General features: G+C 64.7%; 14 protein-coding genes. 3 read left to right on the top strand and 11 right to left on the bottom strand.

The window, feature by feature from the left end; genetic code table 11:
* The first annotated feature begins 319 nt into the window (after positions 1 to 319).
* Positions 320 to 2,362 carry a methyl-accepting chemotaxis protein gene (locus BLS55_RS00405; RefSeq protein WP_092152356.1) on the top strand — a complete coding sequence of 681 codons (2,043 nt, stop codon included), beginning with the start codon at positions 320 to 322 and terminating at the stop codon, positions 2,360 to 2,362.
* A gap of 221 nt (positions 2,363 to 2,583) precedes the next feature.
* Here BLS55_RS00405 and recJ read toward each other — a convergent pair whose 3' ends face one another.
* The 6 genes from recJ to BLS55_RS00375 form a co-directional block, all read right to left on the bottom strand.
* Complete coding sequence (recJ, locus tag BLS55_RS00400; protein ID WP_092152355.1) at positions 2,584 to 4,317, bottom strand: single-stranded-DNA-specific exonuclease RecJ; 1,734 nt, start codon at positions 4,315 to 4,317, stop codon at positions 2,584 to 2,586.
* Positions 4,314 to 5,234 (bottom strand): tetratricopeptide repeat protein, encoded by a 921-nt coding sequence (locus tag BLS55_RS00395; protein WP_143339486.1) that lies wholly within the window; start codon positions 5,232 to 5,234, stop codon positions 4,314 to 4,316. Before BLS55_RS00395 ends, recJ begins: the two co-directional genes overlap by 4 nt.
* 76 nt (positions 5,235 to 5,310) lie before the next feature.
* Positions 5,311 to 6,066, bottom strand: coding sequence for an orotidine-5'-phosphate decarboxylase (gene pyrF / locus BLS55_RS00390; protein WP_092152354.1), 756 nt, complete (start codon positions 6,064 to 6,066; stop codon positions 5,311 to 5,313).
* Between the two features lie 31 nt (positions 6,067 to 6,097).
* Positions 6,098 to 6,706 (bottom strand): guanylate kinase, encoded by a 609-nt coding sequence (gmk, locus tag BLS55_RS00385; protein ID WP_092152353.1) that lies wholly within the window; start codon positions 6,704 to 6,706, stop codon positions 6,098 to 6,100.
* Positions 6,703 to 6,960: a DUF370 domain-containing protein gene (locus BLS55_RS00380; RefSeq protein ID WP_092152352.1), complete on the bottom strand. Its 258-nt coding sequence runs from the start codon at positions 6,958 to 6,960 to the stop codon at positions 6,703 to 6,705. The genes gmk and BLS55_RS00380 overlap by 4 nt, the downstream gene beginning before the upstream one ends.
* 3 nt (positions 6,961 to 6,963) lie before the next feature.
* Complete coding sequence (locus BLS55_RS00375; RefSeq protein ID WP_092152351.1) at positions 6,964 to 7,845, bottom strand: YicC/YloC family endoribonuclease; 882 nt, start codon at positions 7,843 to 7,845, stop codon at positions 6,964 to 6,966.
* 160 nt (positions 7,846 to 8,005) lie between these two features.
* Between BLS55_RS00375 and grpE the strand changes: the two genes are divergently transcribed.
* Together grpE and BLS55_RS00365 are read left to right on the top strand one after the other, a co-directional pair.
* A complete protein-coding gene (gene grpE / locus BLS55_RS12355; protein WP_306806872.1) occupies positions 8,006 to 8,731 on the top strand; it encodes a nucleotide exchange factor GrpE in 726 nt (241 codons plus the stop codon).
* A 239-nt stretch (positions 8,732 to 8,970) separates the two neighbouring features.
* The gene (locus tag BLS55_RS00365) at positions 8,971 to 9,276 is read left to right on the top strand and encodes a hypothetical protein (protein WP_092152350.1); all 306 of its coding nucleotides are present in this window, start codon (positions 8,971 to 8,973) and stop codon (positions 9,274 to 9,276) included.
* A gap of 225 nt (positions 9,277 to 9,501) precedes the next feature.
* On the opposite strand, the gene BLS55_RS00360 is transcribed toward BLS55_RS00365, so the two are convergent.
* The 5 genes from BLS55_RS00360 to groES form a co-directional block, all read right to left on the bottom strand.
* Positions 9,502 to 10,605: an NADH:flavin oxidoreductase/NADH oxidase gene (locus BLS55_RS00360; RefSeq protein ID WP_092152349.1), complete on the bottom strand. Its 1,104-nt coding sequence runs from the start codon at positions 10,603 to 10,605 to the stop codon at positions 9,502 to 9,504.
* A gap of 207 nt (positions 10,606 to 10,812) precedes the next feature.
* Positions 10,813 to 11,682 carry an MBL fold metallo-hydrolase gene (locus BLS55_RS00355; protein WP_092152348.1) on the bottom strand — a complete coding sequence of 290 codons (870 nt, stop codon included), beginning with the start codon at positions 11,680 to 11,682 and terminating at the stop codon, positions 10,813 to 10,815.
* A 28-nt stretch (positions 11,683 to 11,710) separates the two neighbouring features.
* Positions 11,711 to 12,322, bottom strand: coding sequence for a rhodanese-like domain-containing protein (locus tag BLS55_RS00350; protein WP_092152347.1), 612 nt, complete (start codon positions 12,320 to 12,322; stop codon positions 11,711 to 11,713).
* 362 nt (positions 12,323 to 12,684) lie between these two features.
* Positions 12,685 to 14,328, bottom strand: a complete 1,644-nt coding sequence (gene groL / locus BLS55_RS00345) for a chaperonin GroEL (protein WP_092152346.1) — start codon at positions 14,326 to 14,328, stop codon at positions 12,685 to 12,687.
* A gap of 41 nt (positions 14,329 to 14,369) precedes the next feature.
* Positions 14,370 to 14,657 carry a co-chaperone GroES gene (gene groES, locus BLS55_RS00340; protein ID WP_092152345.1) on the bottom strand — a complete coding sequence of 96 codons (288 nt, stop codon included), beginning with the start codon at positions 14,655 to 14,657 and terminating at the stop codon, positions 14,370 to 14,372.
* Position 14,658 lies beyond the last annotated feature (1 nt).

Raw genomic sequence — 14,658 nt, 5'->3', positions numbered from 1 at the left:
GCGCGAGACCGGCGCGGAGTGGCGTCGGCTGATCTGGAGCAGATTAACTTTGAGAGCAGGCATTCTCAAAGTTTAAGGCACGCTTGTTTCGGCGCTTAACAGCGCAAATAAATTGCGCTTACGCCTCCACAGCGGGCGTCTGCTCACGCAGCCGCCAGGGCATTTCAAAGTTGAAACGCCCTATGGCGTCTGAGGTTGGTGGGTGTGGTCGGCAAAACGGGGCACGGCGTTGCGGGGAAACCTGCTTTGGTGTGGTGGCAGCCCGCATGGCCGGCGTGTTTGGAGCGTGTAAATGGCTTTTTTATGAGGAGTTACAGACATGTTCCGCAGTATTCGAGTGGTCCTACTGTTGCTGATTGGCATGGTCATCATTGTTGTGCAGTCTTCCCTTGTGGGGGTGGTGGCCAGATTGTCCTACAATGCCACTATGGAGGCCCGCACACGCGAGATGGGGCTGATGGCAGAGACCATTGCCAAATCCTTGGGCGACTTCGGCGAGCAGTTGTCCATGCTGGTCAACGGCATGTCCAAGGCGTACAAGGTCAAGCATTATCTGGAAACAGGCGATGGGCTTGAAGGGGTGCACCAATTCCTTTCAGCCATGTCGCAGTCTTCGCCTGCCGTCAATTCCCTGTACGTCTTTGACGCCGCGGGCCGGATGCGCGCTCTCTGCATTCAAGGCAAGAGTTCTGCGCAGCTCAGCGATCTGACCGGCCGGGAATATGTGCGGGCGGCTTTGACCGGTAAGCCCGGCTTCAGCGGTACTCCCACCAAAAGCTCCGCCACGGGCAAGATTATCGTCAGCGTGACGGCCCCGGTGCTGGACGAGGCCGGCAAGATAGCGGGCGGGGTGGGCATGTCCTACGCCATTGACAGTCTGGAAGAAAAATATATCAAGACCCTCAAAATAGGGCAGACGGGCTTTCCCTTCATCATTGCCCCAGGGGGGCCGTTTGTGGCCCATCCAGACAGCAGCCTGGTGCTCCAGGACCACAGCGCCAACCCCGGCGTGCGTGAAATGCTGGCCGCGTCTTCCGGCCAGGGCGTGCCCTATGTGCGCAACGGCGTGTCGCGGATGCTGGCCTGGGCCACAGTCCCTGACTGGAACTGGAAGGTCGCCCTCACTATGGATCTGGACGAAATCCAGGCTCCGGCCCAGCAGCAGCGCAACGTCATGCTGGGTCTGGGTATAACCGCAGTGGTGCTCTTGCTGGTGGTCTGTCTGCTGACCTTGGAAAAGGTGGCTATCCGCCCCTTGCGCAAGCTGGAAGCCTATGCCGGCGTGGTGGCCGGCGGCGACCTCAACGCCAGCCTGGACCTGCGCCTGAAGAACGAAATAGGCAAACTGGCCGACGCCCTGCGCGCCATGGTGGCTAACCTCAAAGCCAAGATTGCCGAGGCGGACGAAAATACCCGCAAGGCGCAGGAGGAATCGGAACGCGCCGCCCAGGCCACAGCCGAGGCCGAAGCCGCCCGCGCCGCAGCCGAACGGGCCAAGGCCGAGGGCATGCTTCAGGCCGCGGACCAGTTGGAAGGCGTGGTGGGCACGGTGACTACAGCCTCTGAGCAGCTCTCCGCCCAGGTGGAGCAGTCCAGCCGCGGGGCCGAGCGCCAAAGCGCCCGGGCCAGCGAAACCGCCACGGCCATGGAAGAAATGAACGCCACAGTCATGGAAGTGGCCCGCAACGCCGCCGAAGCGGCGGATTCGGCCAAGACAGCCAAAACCAAGGCTGCGGACGGCGCGGGCGTGGTGGCCCAGGTGGTGGACGGCATCGGCCACCTGCGCGAACAGGCCCTGGGCCTTAAGGACGAAATGACCGTGCTGGGCCAGCAGGCCGAAGGCATCGGGCAGATCCTGGGCGTTATCTCCGACATTGCAGACCAGACCAACCTCCTGGCCCTCAACGCGGCCATTGAAGCCGCCCGCGCGGGCGAAGCCGGGCGCGGCTTTGCCGTGGTGGCCGATGAGGTGCGCAAACTGGCGGAAAAAACCATGACCGCCACCAAGCAGGTGGGCGACGCCATTCACGAAATCCAGTCCGGCACGCGCAAAAACGTGGATAATGTGGAGCATGTGGTGGAAGTGGTGGTCGGCACCACCGAGCTGGCCGGCAAATCCGGCGCAGCTCTGCACGAGATTGTCTCCCTGGTGGACGCCACGGCCCAGCAGGTGCAGTCCATCGCCGCCGCGGCCGAAGAACAGTCCGCCGCCAGCGAGGAAATCAACCACTCCATAGAGGACGTGAACCGCATCTCCGCTGAAACTTCCGAAGCCATGCACCACGCCGCCGGCTCCGTGGCCGACCTGGCCCGCCAGGCCCAGGTGCTGCGCGGCCTTATCGAGCAGATGAAGCAGGGGTAGGGCATTTCGACTTTGAAACGCCTTAGGCCGCGAAAGCATGTCCGGGGCAACAGCAACGGCGCGGCCAGGATTTTCCGACTGCGCCGTTTTTCATTGGCGGGTGCGGCCTATGCACAGGATAGGCCTGGCGTGCCGGCTGAGAAGGATGAAAGTTTTTGCGGGGTGGGGGGATGAGGGAGGGCGCTTTTTGAACAAAGCGTCCTCCCTCGCAAAAATACTTGTTACGCGGGTTGCCAGTCCTTGATGCCCACGTCTACGGAGGCCACGCCGTTGTAGGTATCCAGTCTGGGCGTATAGGCCACGCGGATGCGGCGGCCGGTGAGGGAGGCGGGCATATTTTTGCCCAGGCCCCAGCCTTTGGCGCTGAGGGTGATGCCGCTGGTTTCATCCTGGAGGCGCAGGCGCACATGTTCCCGGCTGTGGCCCAGGGGCGCGCGGTCGCGCACCAGCAGGGGGGGGGAGGCAAAGACGGGCTCGGCATTGCCGGGCCCAAAGGGGCGCAGCAGCTCCAGCTCCTTGAGAAAGTCGCGGTTGCTTGCCTGGTCAAAGCCCAGCTCGCCTTCGAGGGTCAGGCTGGGGGTAAGGGGCGTTGTGCCCAGGATGTCCGCGCAGACGGCTTCAAACGCCGCGCGGAAGGTCGCCACGTTGCCTGGCGTAAGGCGCACGCCCGCGGCCAGGCGGTGCCCGCCGAAGCCCAGCAGGCAGGAGGCCGTGCGGGCCAGGCCCGCGTGGAGGTCAAATTCCCGCACCGAGCGGCCGGAACCTTTGACGCAGCCGCCGTCGTCGCAGAGGATGACGGTGGGGCGGTAAAATTCCTCCACCATGCGCGAGGCCACAATGCCCACCACGCCGGGGTGCCAGTCCTTGCCGTAGAGCACCAGACCGGCGCGGGGCTCGCGGTCCAGCAGGTCCAGGGCCTGGGCGCGGGCCGCGGTGTGGATGCGTTCTTCCTCCTGGCGGCGGCTGGTGTTGAGGGCGTCCAGCTCTTGGGCCAGGGCGGCGGCTTTGGCGTGGTCCTTTTCCCGCAGCAGGCGCAGGGCCAGCGCCCCCTGGCCCATGCGGCCGGCGGCGTTGATGCGCGGGGCCAGGCGAAAGACGGCCTGCCCGCTGCTCAGGGCGGCGGCCGGGTCCAGTTTGCTCACGGCCTTAAGGGCCGCCAGGCCCGGCCGGGCGGCCGCGGCCATGTAGGTGAGCCCGCCGCGCACCAGAATGCGGTTTTCGCCCGTAAGGGGCATAACGTCTGCCAACGTGCCCAGGGCCACCAGATCCAGCACGTTGTCCATGCGGTGGCGGCGGCCCGTGTGCGGGGCCAGGGCGGCGTTGAGCGCCCCCATAAGGTAAAAAGCCACGCCCACGCCCGCCAGGTGGGGGTAGGGCAGCTCCGCCTCCGGGCAGAGGCGGGGATTGCAGAGGGCCTGGGCCGGGGGCAGCTCCGGGCCGGGCAGGTGGTGGTCCGAAACCACCACGGTCAGGCCCAGCTCGCGGGCGCGGGCCACGGCGGCCACATCGGCAATGCCGCAATCTACCGTGAGCAGCAGGCGGCAGCCCTGGGCGGCCAGGGCCTCCACCTGGGGCAGGTTGAGCCCGTAGCCTTCGCTGCGGCGGTCCGGGATGTGCCAGCGGACGTCCAGGCCGTGGCTTTCCAGCACGTCCAGCACCAGGGCCGTGGCCGTAATGCCGTCCACGTCGTAATCGCCCCAGACGGCCAGAGGTTTGCCCGCCATGAGTTCGCGGGCCAGAAGGTCGGCGGCCTCCGGAATCTGCGGCCAGCGGGCGGGCGGAGTGAGCGCGCCCAACCGGGCGGAAAGAAAGGCGTCCATAGCTTCCCGGCGGGTAAAGCCCCGCCGCCAGAGCAGCTCCAGAAGGGGAAGAGAGATGCCCAGTTCTTCGGCCCAGGCCTGGGGCGGCGCAGAGGGCTGTCCCTCAGGCGCTTGCCGTTGTCGCCAGGTTTTCACGCTTGCGTCCCGCCGCTTTGCGGTGCAGAGGGCGGCGCTGCGGCTGGCGCGCCGGAAGGAGCCTGGGGCGCGGCGGCCTGGGCGGCGGCCTGCAGGGCCGTGCGCACGTCGTCCACCTTGTCGGCGGGCACCATCTGCTTCTGGATGAGCCAGGCCAGGAATTTGAGGGAAGGTTCGTGGCGGGGGGCCAGGCGCAGGGCTTCCAGCAGGTTGTCAACGCAGCTGGGCAGGTCTTTGGCCTCCAGTTGCACGCGGGCCATGTTCATGTAGAGGTTTTCGTCGTTCTTGGTCAGCTCCAGGGCGCGGCGGTAGTAGGCCAGGGATTGCTCCAGCATGTGGTTTTTGCGCAGGCTGATGCCAAACTCGTTGAACAGGTGCTTGTGCTCCGGCTCAAATGCGCCGTCCAGCTTGACCAGGCGTTTGAAGATATCCTGAGCGCGCTCCGTATCGCCGCGTTCCAGGTAGGTGAGTCCGATGCCGAAGTTGGCCCGCACGTTCTCTTCGTCGATTTTAAGGGCGTGGTCGTATTCAAACTCGGCGGCAAAGGTGTCGCCCTTTTCGCGGAGGCTGTCGCCGTTTTCCACGCTGCGCTGCAATTCCAGCATCTTGGGGAACACGGAATTGAGGTAGAACTCCGGTTCCGGCGCGAATTTGGTAAGCAGCTCATCCATGGTGATGGTGCGCTTGGGGCCGCTGGGCACATAATTGGGGTTGAGGGGCTGGCACTGGATGACCGTGCCCTGTTGCTCCACAAACCAGAAATTTTTCTGCACGGTTTTGCGGGTGGTGGTGCCGGTGCCCACCTTGCGGACTTCCTGGGTCGAAAACACGCCGCGCACCTGCGTTTTGCCGTTGGTGACGGGGGCGGCAGCCTTGGAGGCGGCCTGGGGAGCGGATGAAGGCGTAGGGGCTGTCATGCTTTTTCTCTTCTGCCAAAGTGTCTGGCGCGGTTAACGGTGCCGGAACAACATCGGCGCGGCTGGCGGCAGGGCCTTACGCCGGGCTGTGCGCCGCAGGGGGAACGCCCTGGGCGCGCAGGGCCGCGTGGCGGATGGCGGCGGCCATGGCCCGTGCGGCTTCGGCCGGATCCGGCGCGGCAATGATGGGCCTGCCCGCCACCAGGTAGTCCGCCCCGGCGGCCACGGCCATGGCGGGCGTCATGACCCGGCGCTGATCGTCCGCGGCTGCGCCTTCCGGACGAATGCCGGGGCAGAGGCAGCGCAGGCCGGGGCAGGCTTTTTTGATCTCTGGGACTTCATGGCCGGAGCAGACCACGCCGTCCAGTCCCCAGGCCGCCGCGCCCCGGGCCAGAGAGAGCGCAAAGTCCTGGGGTGCGGCGACAATGCCCGGCATTTCGCCCTGGGCAAAACTGGTGAGCACCGTGACGCCGAAGAGCAGCGGCCCGCCGCCGGGCAGGCCCGCCGCCGCTTCCCGCGCCGCGCGGCACATGCGCTCCCCGCCCTGGCAGTGCAGGGTGAGCAGGTCCGCGCCGCCGGCAGCGGCGGCCTTGACGGCCTGGGCCACCGTGTGGGGGATATCGTAAAATTTCAGGTCCAGAAAGACGTTAAAGCCCAGACCGCGCAGGGATTCCAGCAGGGCTGGGCCAGCCAGGGTAAAAAGCTCCATGCCCACCTTGCACCAGGGCGCGACGCCGCGCAGCCTGCGGGCCAGGCTCAAAGCGCGGTCTTTGTCCGGCAGGTCCAGGGCCACGACCAGATCAGGGCGGGGAGGGATGCGGGTCAGGGGCATAGCTTCCTCAAAGGCGGTAAAGGATGCGGCGTCAACGGGCCAGCAGGGCTTCCACCAAGCCGGGGTTGCGCGCGGGGGCCAGGGTGGCCGCCAGGTAGGCGGCACGCAGCCGGTCATAGGCCTGGTCCAGGTCGTCGTTGACCACCAGGGCGTCGTACCAGCGGGCCTGGGCCATTTCACTCCGGGCGTTGGCCAGGCGGCGTTGGATGCTGGCTTCGTCGTCCTGCCCCCGTCCGCGCAGGCGGCTCTCCAGTTCGTCCAGGCCGGGCGGGAGGATGAAGACAAAAAGGGCCTCGGCAAGACTGAGCTTGAGCTGGGCCGCGCCCTGCACGTCAATGTCAAAGATAAGGTCCGTGCCCCGGCGCAGGGCTTCCTTTACCGGTTCCAGCGGCGTGCCGTACAGATTGCCGTGCACTTCGGCCCATTCCGCAAAATAGTTTTCAGCGCGGCGGCGCTCAAAGGTTTCCCGGGGCAGAAAATAGTAGTCCTTGCCGTCCGTTTCGCCAGGGCGGGGCGCTCTGGTGGTGCAGGAAACGGAGTAGGCAAAACCGGGAAACTCCGCCCGCAGGCGTTTGATCAGGGTGGTTTTGCCCGCGCCGGAGGGGGCGCTCAAAACCAAGGCGATGCCGTGGCGGGTCATCGGGGTTCTTCCTCTTGCGCAAAGCGCTGACTGATGGTCTCCGGCTGAATGGAGGAGAGGATCACGTGGTTGGAATCGGTCACCAGAATGGAGCGGGTTTTGCGGCCCTGGGTGGCGTCAATCAGCCGGCCCTCGGCCCTGGCGTCCTCGCGCAGCCGCTTCATGGGCGAGGATGCGGGGTTCACGATGCCCACCACCCGGCCCGCCAGCACATAGTTGCCGAAGCCGATGTTGATAAGTCTGTCTCGGGGCATGGGTTATTCCAGATTCTGGACCTGTTCGCGGCATTTTTCCAGTTCGTTCTTGAAGTCCACCACCAGGCGGGAGAGCTGCACGTCAGGCAGCTTGTTGCCGCAGGTGTTGATCTCGCGGAAGCACTCCTGCAGGGTGAAGTCCAGCCGCCGGCCGGCGTCCCCGCCGGACTGGAGCAGATCGTGCAGCCGGGCCAGGTGGGTGGCCAGGCGGGTGAGCTCTTCGCTCACGTCCAGGCGGTCGGCCAGGGTGACCACCTCCTGCAGAAAGCGGCCTTCGTCCAGCTCCTGCCCGCTCTGGGCCAGGGCTTCGTTCAGGCGCTCGTGCAGCACGGTCGCCCTTTCGTCCTTGATGGCCGGGGCGCGCTCGGCGATCAGGCCGGTCCATTCTTCCATGCGCAGGATGCGGGAGTGCATGTCCGTGGCCAGAGCGCGGCCTTCGGCGGCGCGGGCCTCGTTCCAGTCTTCCAGGGCCAGGGCCAGGCCGTCTTCCAGGGTGGCGGCGGTGTCTTCGTCCAGTTCCTCGCCGTTGTCGCCCCACAGGGCGTTGATGCCCAGCAGCTGGTTGTAGTCCGGGGTAAAATCGTCGCCCCTGGTCAGGGCCAGAGCCTGGAGACTGTCCAGCATGGCCGCGGCTTGAGGCGCGTCAAAGCGCATGGAGGGCGCGCCGCCGGGCGCGTACTGGAGCATGAGGCTGATGTCCGCCCGCCCGCGCGAAGCGTAGCGGCGCACGACTTTTTCCAGCCGGGCCTCCAGGCTGCGCAGGGTGGGGGGCAGACGCCACTTGAGATCCAGGTGACGGCTGTTGACGCTTTTCACTTCCCACTGCTGGGTGAAGAGGGGGCCTTCCACCACACAGCGGCCGAATCCGGTCATACTACGGAGCATGGCATCCTTCCTGCGCTGAATTGCAAAAGTGTAGGCCAAGGCAAGGGCGAATGCAAGCGGCCCGCCGGACGGCGCAGGGCGAGCGCCCTTGACAGAGGGGGAGGGCGACCTTACTTAGCAACAATGATGCCGCCCCCTGGCGGGATATTCTGGAGGAAGCATGCAGCGTCATAAGATGCACCATTTTTACGGGCAGCCCCAGCCCTTCCACAATGCGGCGGACGGGGAGACCGCGCCGGAAACTGACCCCCGCGACCAGCGGGAAACCTGCGCCCAGGCGGACGCAGCCACCCAGGGCGCGCCCCAGGCGAACGCAACGTCCGGCCCGGCGGTGGATGCCCAGGCGACGGCCGCCGCGCGGCCCGACGGCGGGACGCCCGCTACGGAGCCCGCCGGGGACGAGGATGTGGTGGAGATGTTTGTGCCCGACGCCGCGCCTGCGGGCGAGGACGCGCTGGCGCGCTGCAAGGCGGAGATGGAAGAAATGCGTCTGCGCGCCGTTGCTGAAATGGACAATTTCAAGAAGCGCCTGACCCGCGAACATCAGGAGCAGGTGCGCTATGCGGCCGAAAAGGTGCTGGGCGACTTGCTGCCCACCCTGGACAATCTGGACCTGGCCCTGCAGTACGGCAGCAAGGCCGAAGCCTGCAAAGATATGCTGCAGGGCGTGGCCATGACCCGCAAGCTCTTGCTGGACGCCGTGACCAAGCACGGGCTGCGCCCCATCGGCGAAGAAGGCGAGGAGTTCAACCCCGGCCTGCACGAGGCCGTGGGCTTTGACGCCCGGCCCGACCTGGCCCCCCAATCGGTCACCCGCGTGCTGCAGCGCGGTTACAAGCTGGGCGACAGACTGCTGCGCCCGGCCAAGGTGATGGTCAACCCGTAATATTCTTCTTGCAGAATAATTTTTGTTCCCCAAATGGGGAAACAGGGCATGCCCTTCGGACGGGGCGTGTCCTGTTTTTTTACGCGGATTGTTCGTCTGTTGGTAGAGGTGGGTTCGCTTCGGAACCCCCTTCTGGCGTGGGGGGCTTTGACGTGTATTTGACAATGAAATTCTTTTTCGTATAGACTGGTCCAGTGCGGGCTGAGACGCCCCACGGAGCAGCAGAAGGAGAACGCAGCATGGAAAATCGCTTTGGCACCACTGAAGATATGGTCATTCAGGCAGTTGAGGAAAACGGCGCTAGCTATATGCTGGCCATTGACAAAGCGGGCTTGTACCTGACCACGCCCAACTATGTGGGCAGCGTTATGGCGGACCGCCACCGCTACAGCGCAGAGCGCAAGGGCGTCAAGGCGCGTCTGACGGCGCTGGGACTGGACCCGGAAGAGCTTTGGAGCGGCAACCAGCACCGCATCAGATCCGAAACCGTGGCCACCAAAAAGGTGAATCCGCTCAAGGCCTCCAAGCGCGGCTCCAAGGGGTAGCGCATTGTACAACGCTTGAGCATTCACGCTTGAAGCGCCCGCTGGCGGTTGCGTCAAGAAACGTTCGCCAAAAGCGCAAGCGCGGCAGCTTTGCAGCGCGGTTCAGGACAGAAGGGGCGGCTTGTCTGCCCTTTTGAGGACGCAAAAAGCGGCTTGCCTCCAGGAGACAAGCCGCTTTTTGCGTGCATGGCCGGACGAGAGATTTATCGCCGACGTTCTGTGGCGTCAGTCGGCAAAGAGCTCCTTGACGTTATGGGGCCTGGAGCGCAGGTACTGGCGTGGCGCGCCGGGAAGGGTCTGGCCCAGGGTTGCGGCGGCGTGCCAGGGCCAGCGCGGGTCGTAGAGCATGCCGCGGCCGATGGCCACCATGTCCGCCTGGCCGGTAACCACAATGCTGGAGGCCAGCTCCGCCTCAGTGATCAGCCCCACGGCGATGACCGGCAGGCCGGGCACGGCGGCCTTGACGCGAGCGGCCAGGCCCACCTGGTAGCCTGGGGCGAGATCAATGTGCTGCTCCGGCGTAAGCCCGCCGCCGGAAACGTGGATGTAGGCCGCGCCGCCCTGGGCCACAGCCTGGGCGAAGACGGCGCATTCCTCCACATCCCAGCCGCCGGGGGCGAAATCCGTGCCGGAAACACGCACCCCCACGGGGAAGCCCTGGGGCACGGCGGCGCGTACGGCCGTGAGCACGGCCAGTGGGAAGCGCATGCGGTTTTCCAGGCTGCCGCCGTAGGCGTCCGTGCGGCGGTTGCTCAAGGGGGAGAGGAATTGGTGCATAAGGTAGCCGTGGGCCACATGGAGCTCAATGGCGTTGTAGCCGGCGCGCACGGCGCGGTGGGCCGCCTGGGCAAAAGCCGCGGTCAGCCGATCCAGATCGGCTGCGCTCAGAGCCGTGGGGGTCTGGTGGTCAGGGGCGTAGGGCAGGGGGGAGGGGGCATAGATTTCCCAGCCGCCCTGGCCGGGGGCCAGAGGGCCGCCGCCTTCCCAAGGGCGGGCTGTAGCGCCCTTGCGGCCGGAATGGCCCAGCTGCACGGCAATGGGCGCGGCGTTGCCGCACTGGCGGATAAATTGGAGCATGGCCTTGTGCGCGGCTTCCTGCGTATCGTCCCACAGGCCGAGATCGTAGGGCGAGATGCGCCCGGCGGGCTCCACAGCCGTGGCCTCCACAACCAGCAGGCCCGCGCCGGAAAGGGCCAGATGCCCGTAATGCATGCTGTGCCAGGCCGTGGGGCTGCCGTCCTGTGCGGAATACTGGTCCATGGGGGGGATGACGATACGGTTGGCCAGGGTCAGGCCGTCGATGGCGATGGGGGTAAAGAGGGGATTCATATTGCCTCCTGGGTAGATGCTTAAAGCATACAGAATAACTTTGCTTTTGTTAAATTTCTGGAATATCAGCAGGTTGCTTTCTGCATCTGGCCTCCTGGCGCATGCCCAGGGAAACGTTTTTTGAAGGGGATGGCGGGTGGGGGGAGAGGGGAAACTTTTGTTCACAAAAGCTCCCCCTCTCCCCCCCACAAAAAATCCCTTTTCCCCTTATATCTTGTTCACGGGCAGTTTGATGTACTGGATGCCGTTGACGGCCGCGCCGAACTGGCCGGTGCGCATATTGGCCTGGATGGAGGGCAGGATCAGGGGCGGCACGGCTTTGCCGGTATCGTCAGCCTTGCGGCGGGAGACAAAGGCGGCTTTGTCTATGCCCGTGTGCAGGCGCACGTTGTGGGCTTTCTGTTCGGCCACGGTGGCCATGCACTGAGGGCCGCGCGCACCGTCGGGCGGGTAGTCGTGCCCCACATAGATGCGGCAGTGGTCGGGCAGGGCAAAGAGTTTGCGGGAGGATTCGTAGGAATCCTCGGCGCTGCCGCCGGGGAAGTCGCAGCGGCCCGATCCCACGTCGGGCAGGAAGATAGTGTCGCCCACAAAGGCGGCGTCGCCCACAATATAGGTGGTGTCCGCCGGGGTGTGGCCGGGGGTGTGAATGATCCTGGCGGGCATGCCGGCCAGGCTGAACTCTTCATCGTTGGCAAAGAGGCAGTCGAACTGTGAGCCGTCGGCCGGGGTATCCTCCTGGGTCTGGAAGATGGGCGTCCAGGTTTTGATAATGTCCAGGATATGGCGGCTGATGGCAATTTTGCCGCCCAGCTGCGCCTTGATGTAGCTGGCGGCGGTGAGGTGGTCGGCGTGGATGTGGGTTTCAAGAATCCACTCCACGCTCAGGCTCTGGGCGCGGATGAAGGCAATGACCGCATCGGCGGAGGTTGTGGCAGTGCGGCTGGAGGGCAGGTCGTAGTCCAGCACGCTGTCGATGACGGCGCAGCGGCGCTGGGCGTCCTCGGCGGACCAGACCACATAGGTCCAGGTGGCGGTGACGGGGTCAAAAAAACCACGAACAACAGGCGCAGACATGGCGGACTCCTTTGGCCTGGGGTGATGGCTACTGGCAGCTGGCGCCGGGGCTTTTGCCGCCGCCGATGGCGCAGGAACCTGTGGCGCAGGCAGATTTTTTGTTCCAGGGGGCGCGCATGAGCAGCATGGCCAGGCCGCACCAGTTGGTCAGGCCGGAGAAAACCTGCCCCGCGCCCACGAACAGCGCGCCCAGGAAAAAGACGCCGTGGACGAAGATGCCCAGCAGAATAAAGATGACGGAAAGCGCGCCCGCGGCAAGGCGCACCTGACGGTCCAGGGCGGGCGAGGCTTCCGCGGTTTTGGGCTGGCCCTGGCCGGCGGTCGGCAGGCCCGCCTCCTGGCAGGCGGCCAGGCCGCCCTCAATGACGCGCACGTCTGTGAAGCCGGCTTCCAGGAATTTGGCGGCGGCGGTCTGGGCGCGGCGGCCGCTGGCGCAGAGGGTAAGGATGGGGGTGTCTTGCAGCGCGCCGCTGCGCAGGGCCACGTCCCTGGGATTCAGCTCCGCAACCGGAGCAAACGCCGTGGGCCGGGCCAGGCGTTTTTCGGCGAATTCCATGGGGGTGCGCACGTCCACAATAAGCATTTGTTGCAGATCCAGGGTGTGCAAGTCTTTTGCGCTGATGGTGCGTTCGGCGGCCATGAAGCCTCCTTGGCATATGCCGTTGCTTGTGGATGTCAACAGAATAATAGCAATTCCTTTTCCTTTTAACTATGCCAAAGTTTGTAGGGCTTTTCAACTGCAAGGGCGTGGCGGTCAGGCGCCGGCTTTTGGGAATACCGCTTCCCAGGGCGGAAAGGCTAACCGCCAGACAAACAGCCCGCCAGGCGGCGCTGGAGTCGTTGCGGTAGTGTCCAGAATTTTTCGCACATTTCGTAGCGGCTGGCGGCGGCCGGGTGCATGGGGGCGCCTGTGCTCTGAGCAGGCGCGGTACGGGCGTAAAAAAGCGGGGTCCCCGCTTACGCAGAGACCCCGCCGGAGAGGGGCAAAGGGAGAAGAGCGGCTTAGTACATGCCGTCCATGCCGCCCATGCCGCCCATGCCGCCGGGCATGGGAGCGTCCTTCTTGGGTTCGGGCTTTTCGGCGATGGCGCACTCGGTGGTCAGCAGCAGGGAAGCCACGGAGGCGGCATTCTGCAGGGCCGTGCGGGTAACCTTTTTCGGGTCGATAACGCCGGCCTTGATGAGGTCTTCGTATTCGCCGGTAGCGGCGTTGAAGCCGAAGCCGTCCTTGCCCTGGCGCACTTTTTCCACCACGATGGAGCCTTCAAAGCCCGCGTTGTGGGCGATCTGGCGCAGGGGCTCTTCAATGGCGCGGCGCACGATGTTCACGCCAGCCAGTTCGTCGTCGTCTGCGGGCTTGATGTCGTTGAGCACCTTGCTCACGCGGATAAGGGCCGTGCCGCCGCCGGGGACGATGCCTTCCTCCACCGCGGCGCGGGTGGCGTTAAGGGCGTCTTCCACGCGGTCTTTCTTTTCCTTCATTTCCACTTCGGTGGCGGCGCCCACATGGACGACGGCCACGCCGCCCACGAGCTTGGCCAGGCGTTCCTGGAGCTTCTCGCGGTCGTAGTCGGAGGTGCTTTCTTCGATCTGGGCGCGGATCTGCTTCACGCGGCCCTTAATGTCTTCGCTCTTGCCCGCGCCGTCCACGATGGTGGTGTTTTCTTTATCCACCACAATGCGCTTGGCGGTGCCGAGCTGGGCCAGGGTCATGTTCTCCAGCTTGGCGCCGGTCTCGTCAGAGGCCACTTCGCCGCCGGTGAGGATGGCGATATCCTGCAGCATGGCCTTGCGGCGGTCGCCGAAGCCGGGGGCTTTGACGGCCACCACCTGCAGCGCGCCGCGCAGCTTGTTGACCACCAGGGTGGCCAGGGCTTCGCCTTCCACGTCCTCAGCGATGATCATGAGCGGACGGTTAACCTTGGCAACCTGCTCCAGCACGGGCAGCATGTCTTTCATGCTGGAAATCTTCTTTTCCGTGCACAGGATGTAGGGGTTGTCCATCTCGCAGATCATCTTTTCCGCGTTGGTCACGAAATAGGGGGAGAGGTAGCCGCGGTCGAAGCGCATGCCTTCCACCACGTCCATGGTGGTTTCCAGGCCCTTGGCTTCCTCCACGGTGATGACGCCTTCTTTGCCCACTTTGGCCATGGCCTCGGCAATGATATTGCCGATGGTGGCGTCGGAGTTGGCGGAAATGGTGCCGATCTGGGCGATTTCTTTTTGGTCGCGGGTGGGCTTGGCCAGGTTGGCGAGCTCGGCGATAAGGGCTTCAACGCCCTTGTCGATGCCGCGCTTCACAGCCATGGGGTTGCGGCCGGCGGCCACGAGCTTGATGCCTTCGTGGTAGATGGCCTGAGCCAGAATGGTGGCGGTGGTGGTGCCATCGCCGGCGGCGTCGGAGGTTTTGGAAGCCACTTCCTTGACCAGCTGCGCGCCCATGTTCTCAAACTTGTCGCTCAGCTCGATCTCTTTGGCCACGGTCACGCCGTCCTTGGTGATGACGGGCGCGCCGAAGGATTTTTCAATGGCGACGTTGCGTCCCTTGGGGCCAAGGGTAACCTTAACGGCGTCAGCAAGTTTGTCCACGCCGCGGGCGAGTTTTTCACGGGCTTTAACGTCAAAAAGAATTTCTTTAGCAGACATGGGGATATTTCCTCCTGAAAATGAAAACGCTGTGGGGTGAGCTAGTCAATAACGGCCAGGATGTCTTCTTCGCGCATGACCAGGTGGTCAACGCCGTCCAGTTTCACTTCCGTGCCGGCATACTTGTTGAACAGCACCATATCGCCGGGCTTCACGGCCAGAGCCACGCGCTCGCCCTTTTCCCCAACCTTGCCCGGGCCCACGGCCACGACCTCGCCCTTGGAGGGCTTTTCTTTGGCCGTATCAGGAATATACAGGCCGCCGGCGGTCTTTTCTTCGGACTCAAGACGCTTGACCAGCACACGGTCGTTGAGGGGTTTCAGCTTCATG

This window comes from Desulfovibrio legallii (genome assembly GCF_900102485.1).
GTDB classification, from domain to species: domain Bacteria; phylum Desulfobacterota; class Desulfovibrionia; order Desulfovibrionales; family Desulfovibrionaceae; genus Desulfovibrio; species Desulfovibrio legallii_A.
This window is presented reverse-complemented; position numbering and strand designations above follow the sequence as displayed.

Coding starts and splice junctions, on each gene's coding strand:
- BLS55_RS00405 (WP_092152356.1), top strand. CDS start 320: ATGTTCCGCAGTATTCGAGTGGTCCTACTGTTGCTGATTGGCATGGTC.
- BLS55_RS00395 (WP_143339486.1), bottom strand. CDS start 5,234: ATGACAGCCCCTACGCCTTCATCCGCTCCCCAGGCCGCCTCCAAGGCT.
- pyrF (WP_092152354.1), bottom strand. CDS start 6,066: ATGCCCCTGACCCGCATCCCTCCCCGCCCTGATCTGGTCGTGGCCCTG.
- gmk (WP_092152353.1), bottom strand. CDS start 6,706: ATGACCCGCCACGGCATCGCCTTGGTTTTGAGCGCCCCCTCCGGCGCG.
- BLS55_RS00380 (WP_092152352.1), bottom strand. CDS start 6,960: ATGCCCCGAGACAGACTTATCAACATCGGCTTCGGCAACTATGTGCTG.
- BLS55_RS00375 (WP_092152351.1), bottom strand. CDS start 7,845: ATGCTCCGTAGTATGACCGGATTCGGCCGCTGTGTGGTGGAAGGCCCC.
- grpE (WP_306806872.1), top strand. CDS start 8,006: ATGCAGCGTCATAAGATGCACCATTTTTACGGGCAGCCCCAGCCCTTC.
- BLS55_RS00365 (WP_092152350.1), top strand. CDS start 8,971: ATGGAAAATCGCTTTGGCACCACTGAAGATATGGTCATTCAGGCAGTT.
- BLS55_RS00360 (WP_092152349.1), bottom strand. CDS start 10,605: ATGAATCCCCTCTTTACCCCCATCGCCATCGACGGCCTGACCCTGGCC.
- BLS55_RS00355 (WP_092152348.1), bottom strand. CDS start 11,682: ATGTCTGCGCCTGTTGTTCGTGGTTTTTTTGACCCCGTCACCGCCACC.
- BLS55_RS00350 (WP_092152347.1), bottom strand. CDS start 12,322: ATGGCCGCCGAACGCACCATCAGCGCAAAAGACTTGCACACCCTGGAT.
- groL (WP_092152346.1), bottom strand. CDS start 14,328: ATGTCTGCTAAAGAAATTCTTTTTGACGTTAAAGCCCGTGAAAAACTC.
- groES (WP_092152345.1), bottom strand. CDS start 14,657: ATGAAGCTGAAACCCCTCAACGACCGTGTGCTGGTCAAGCGTCTTGAG.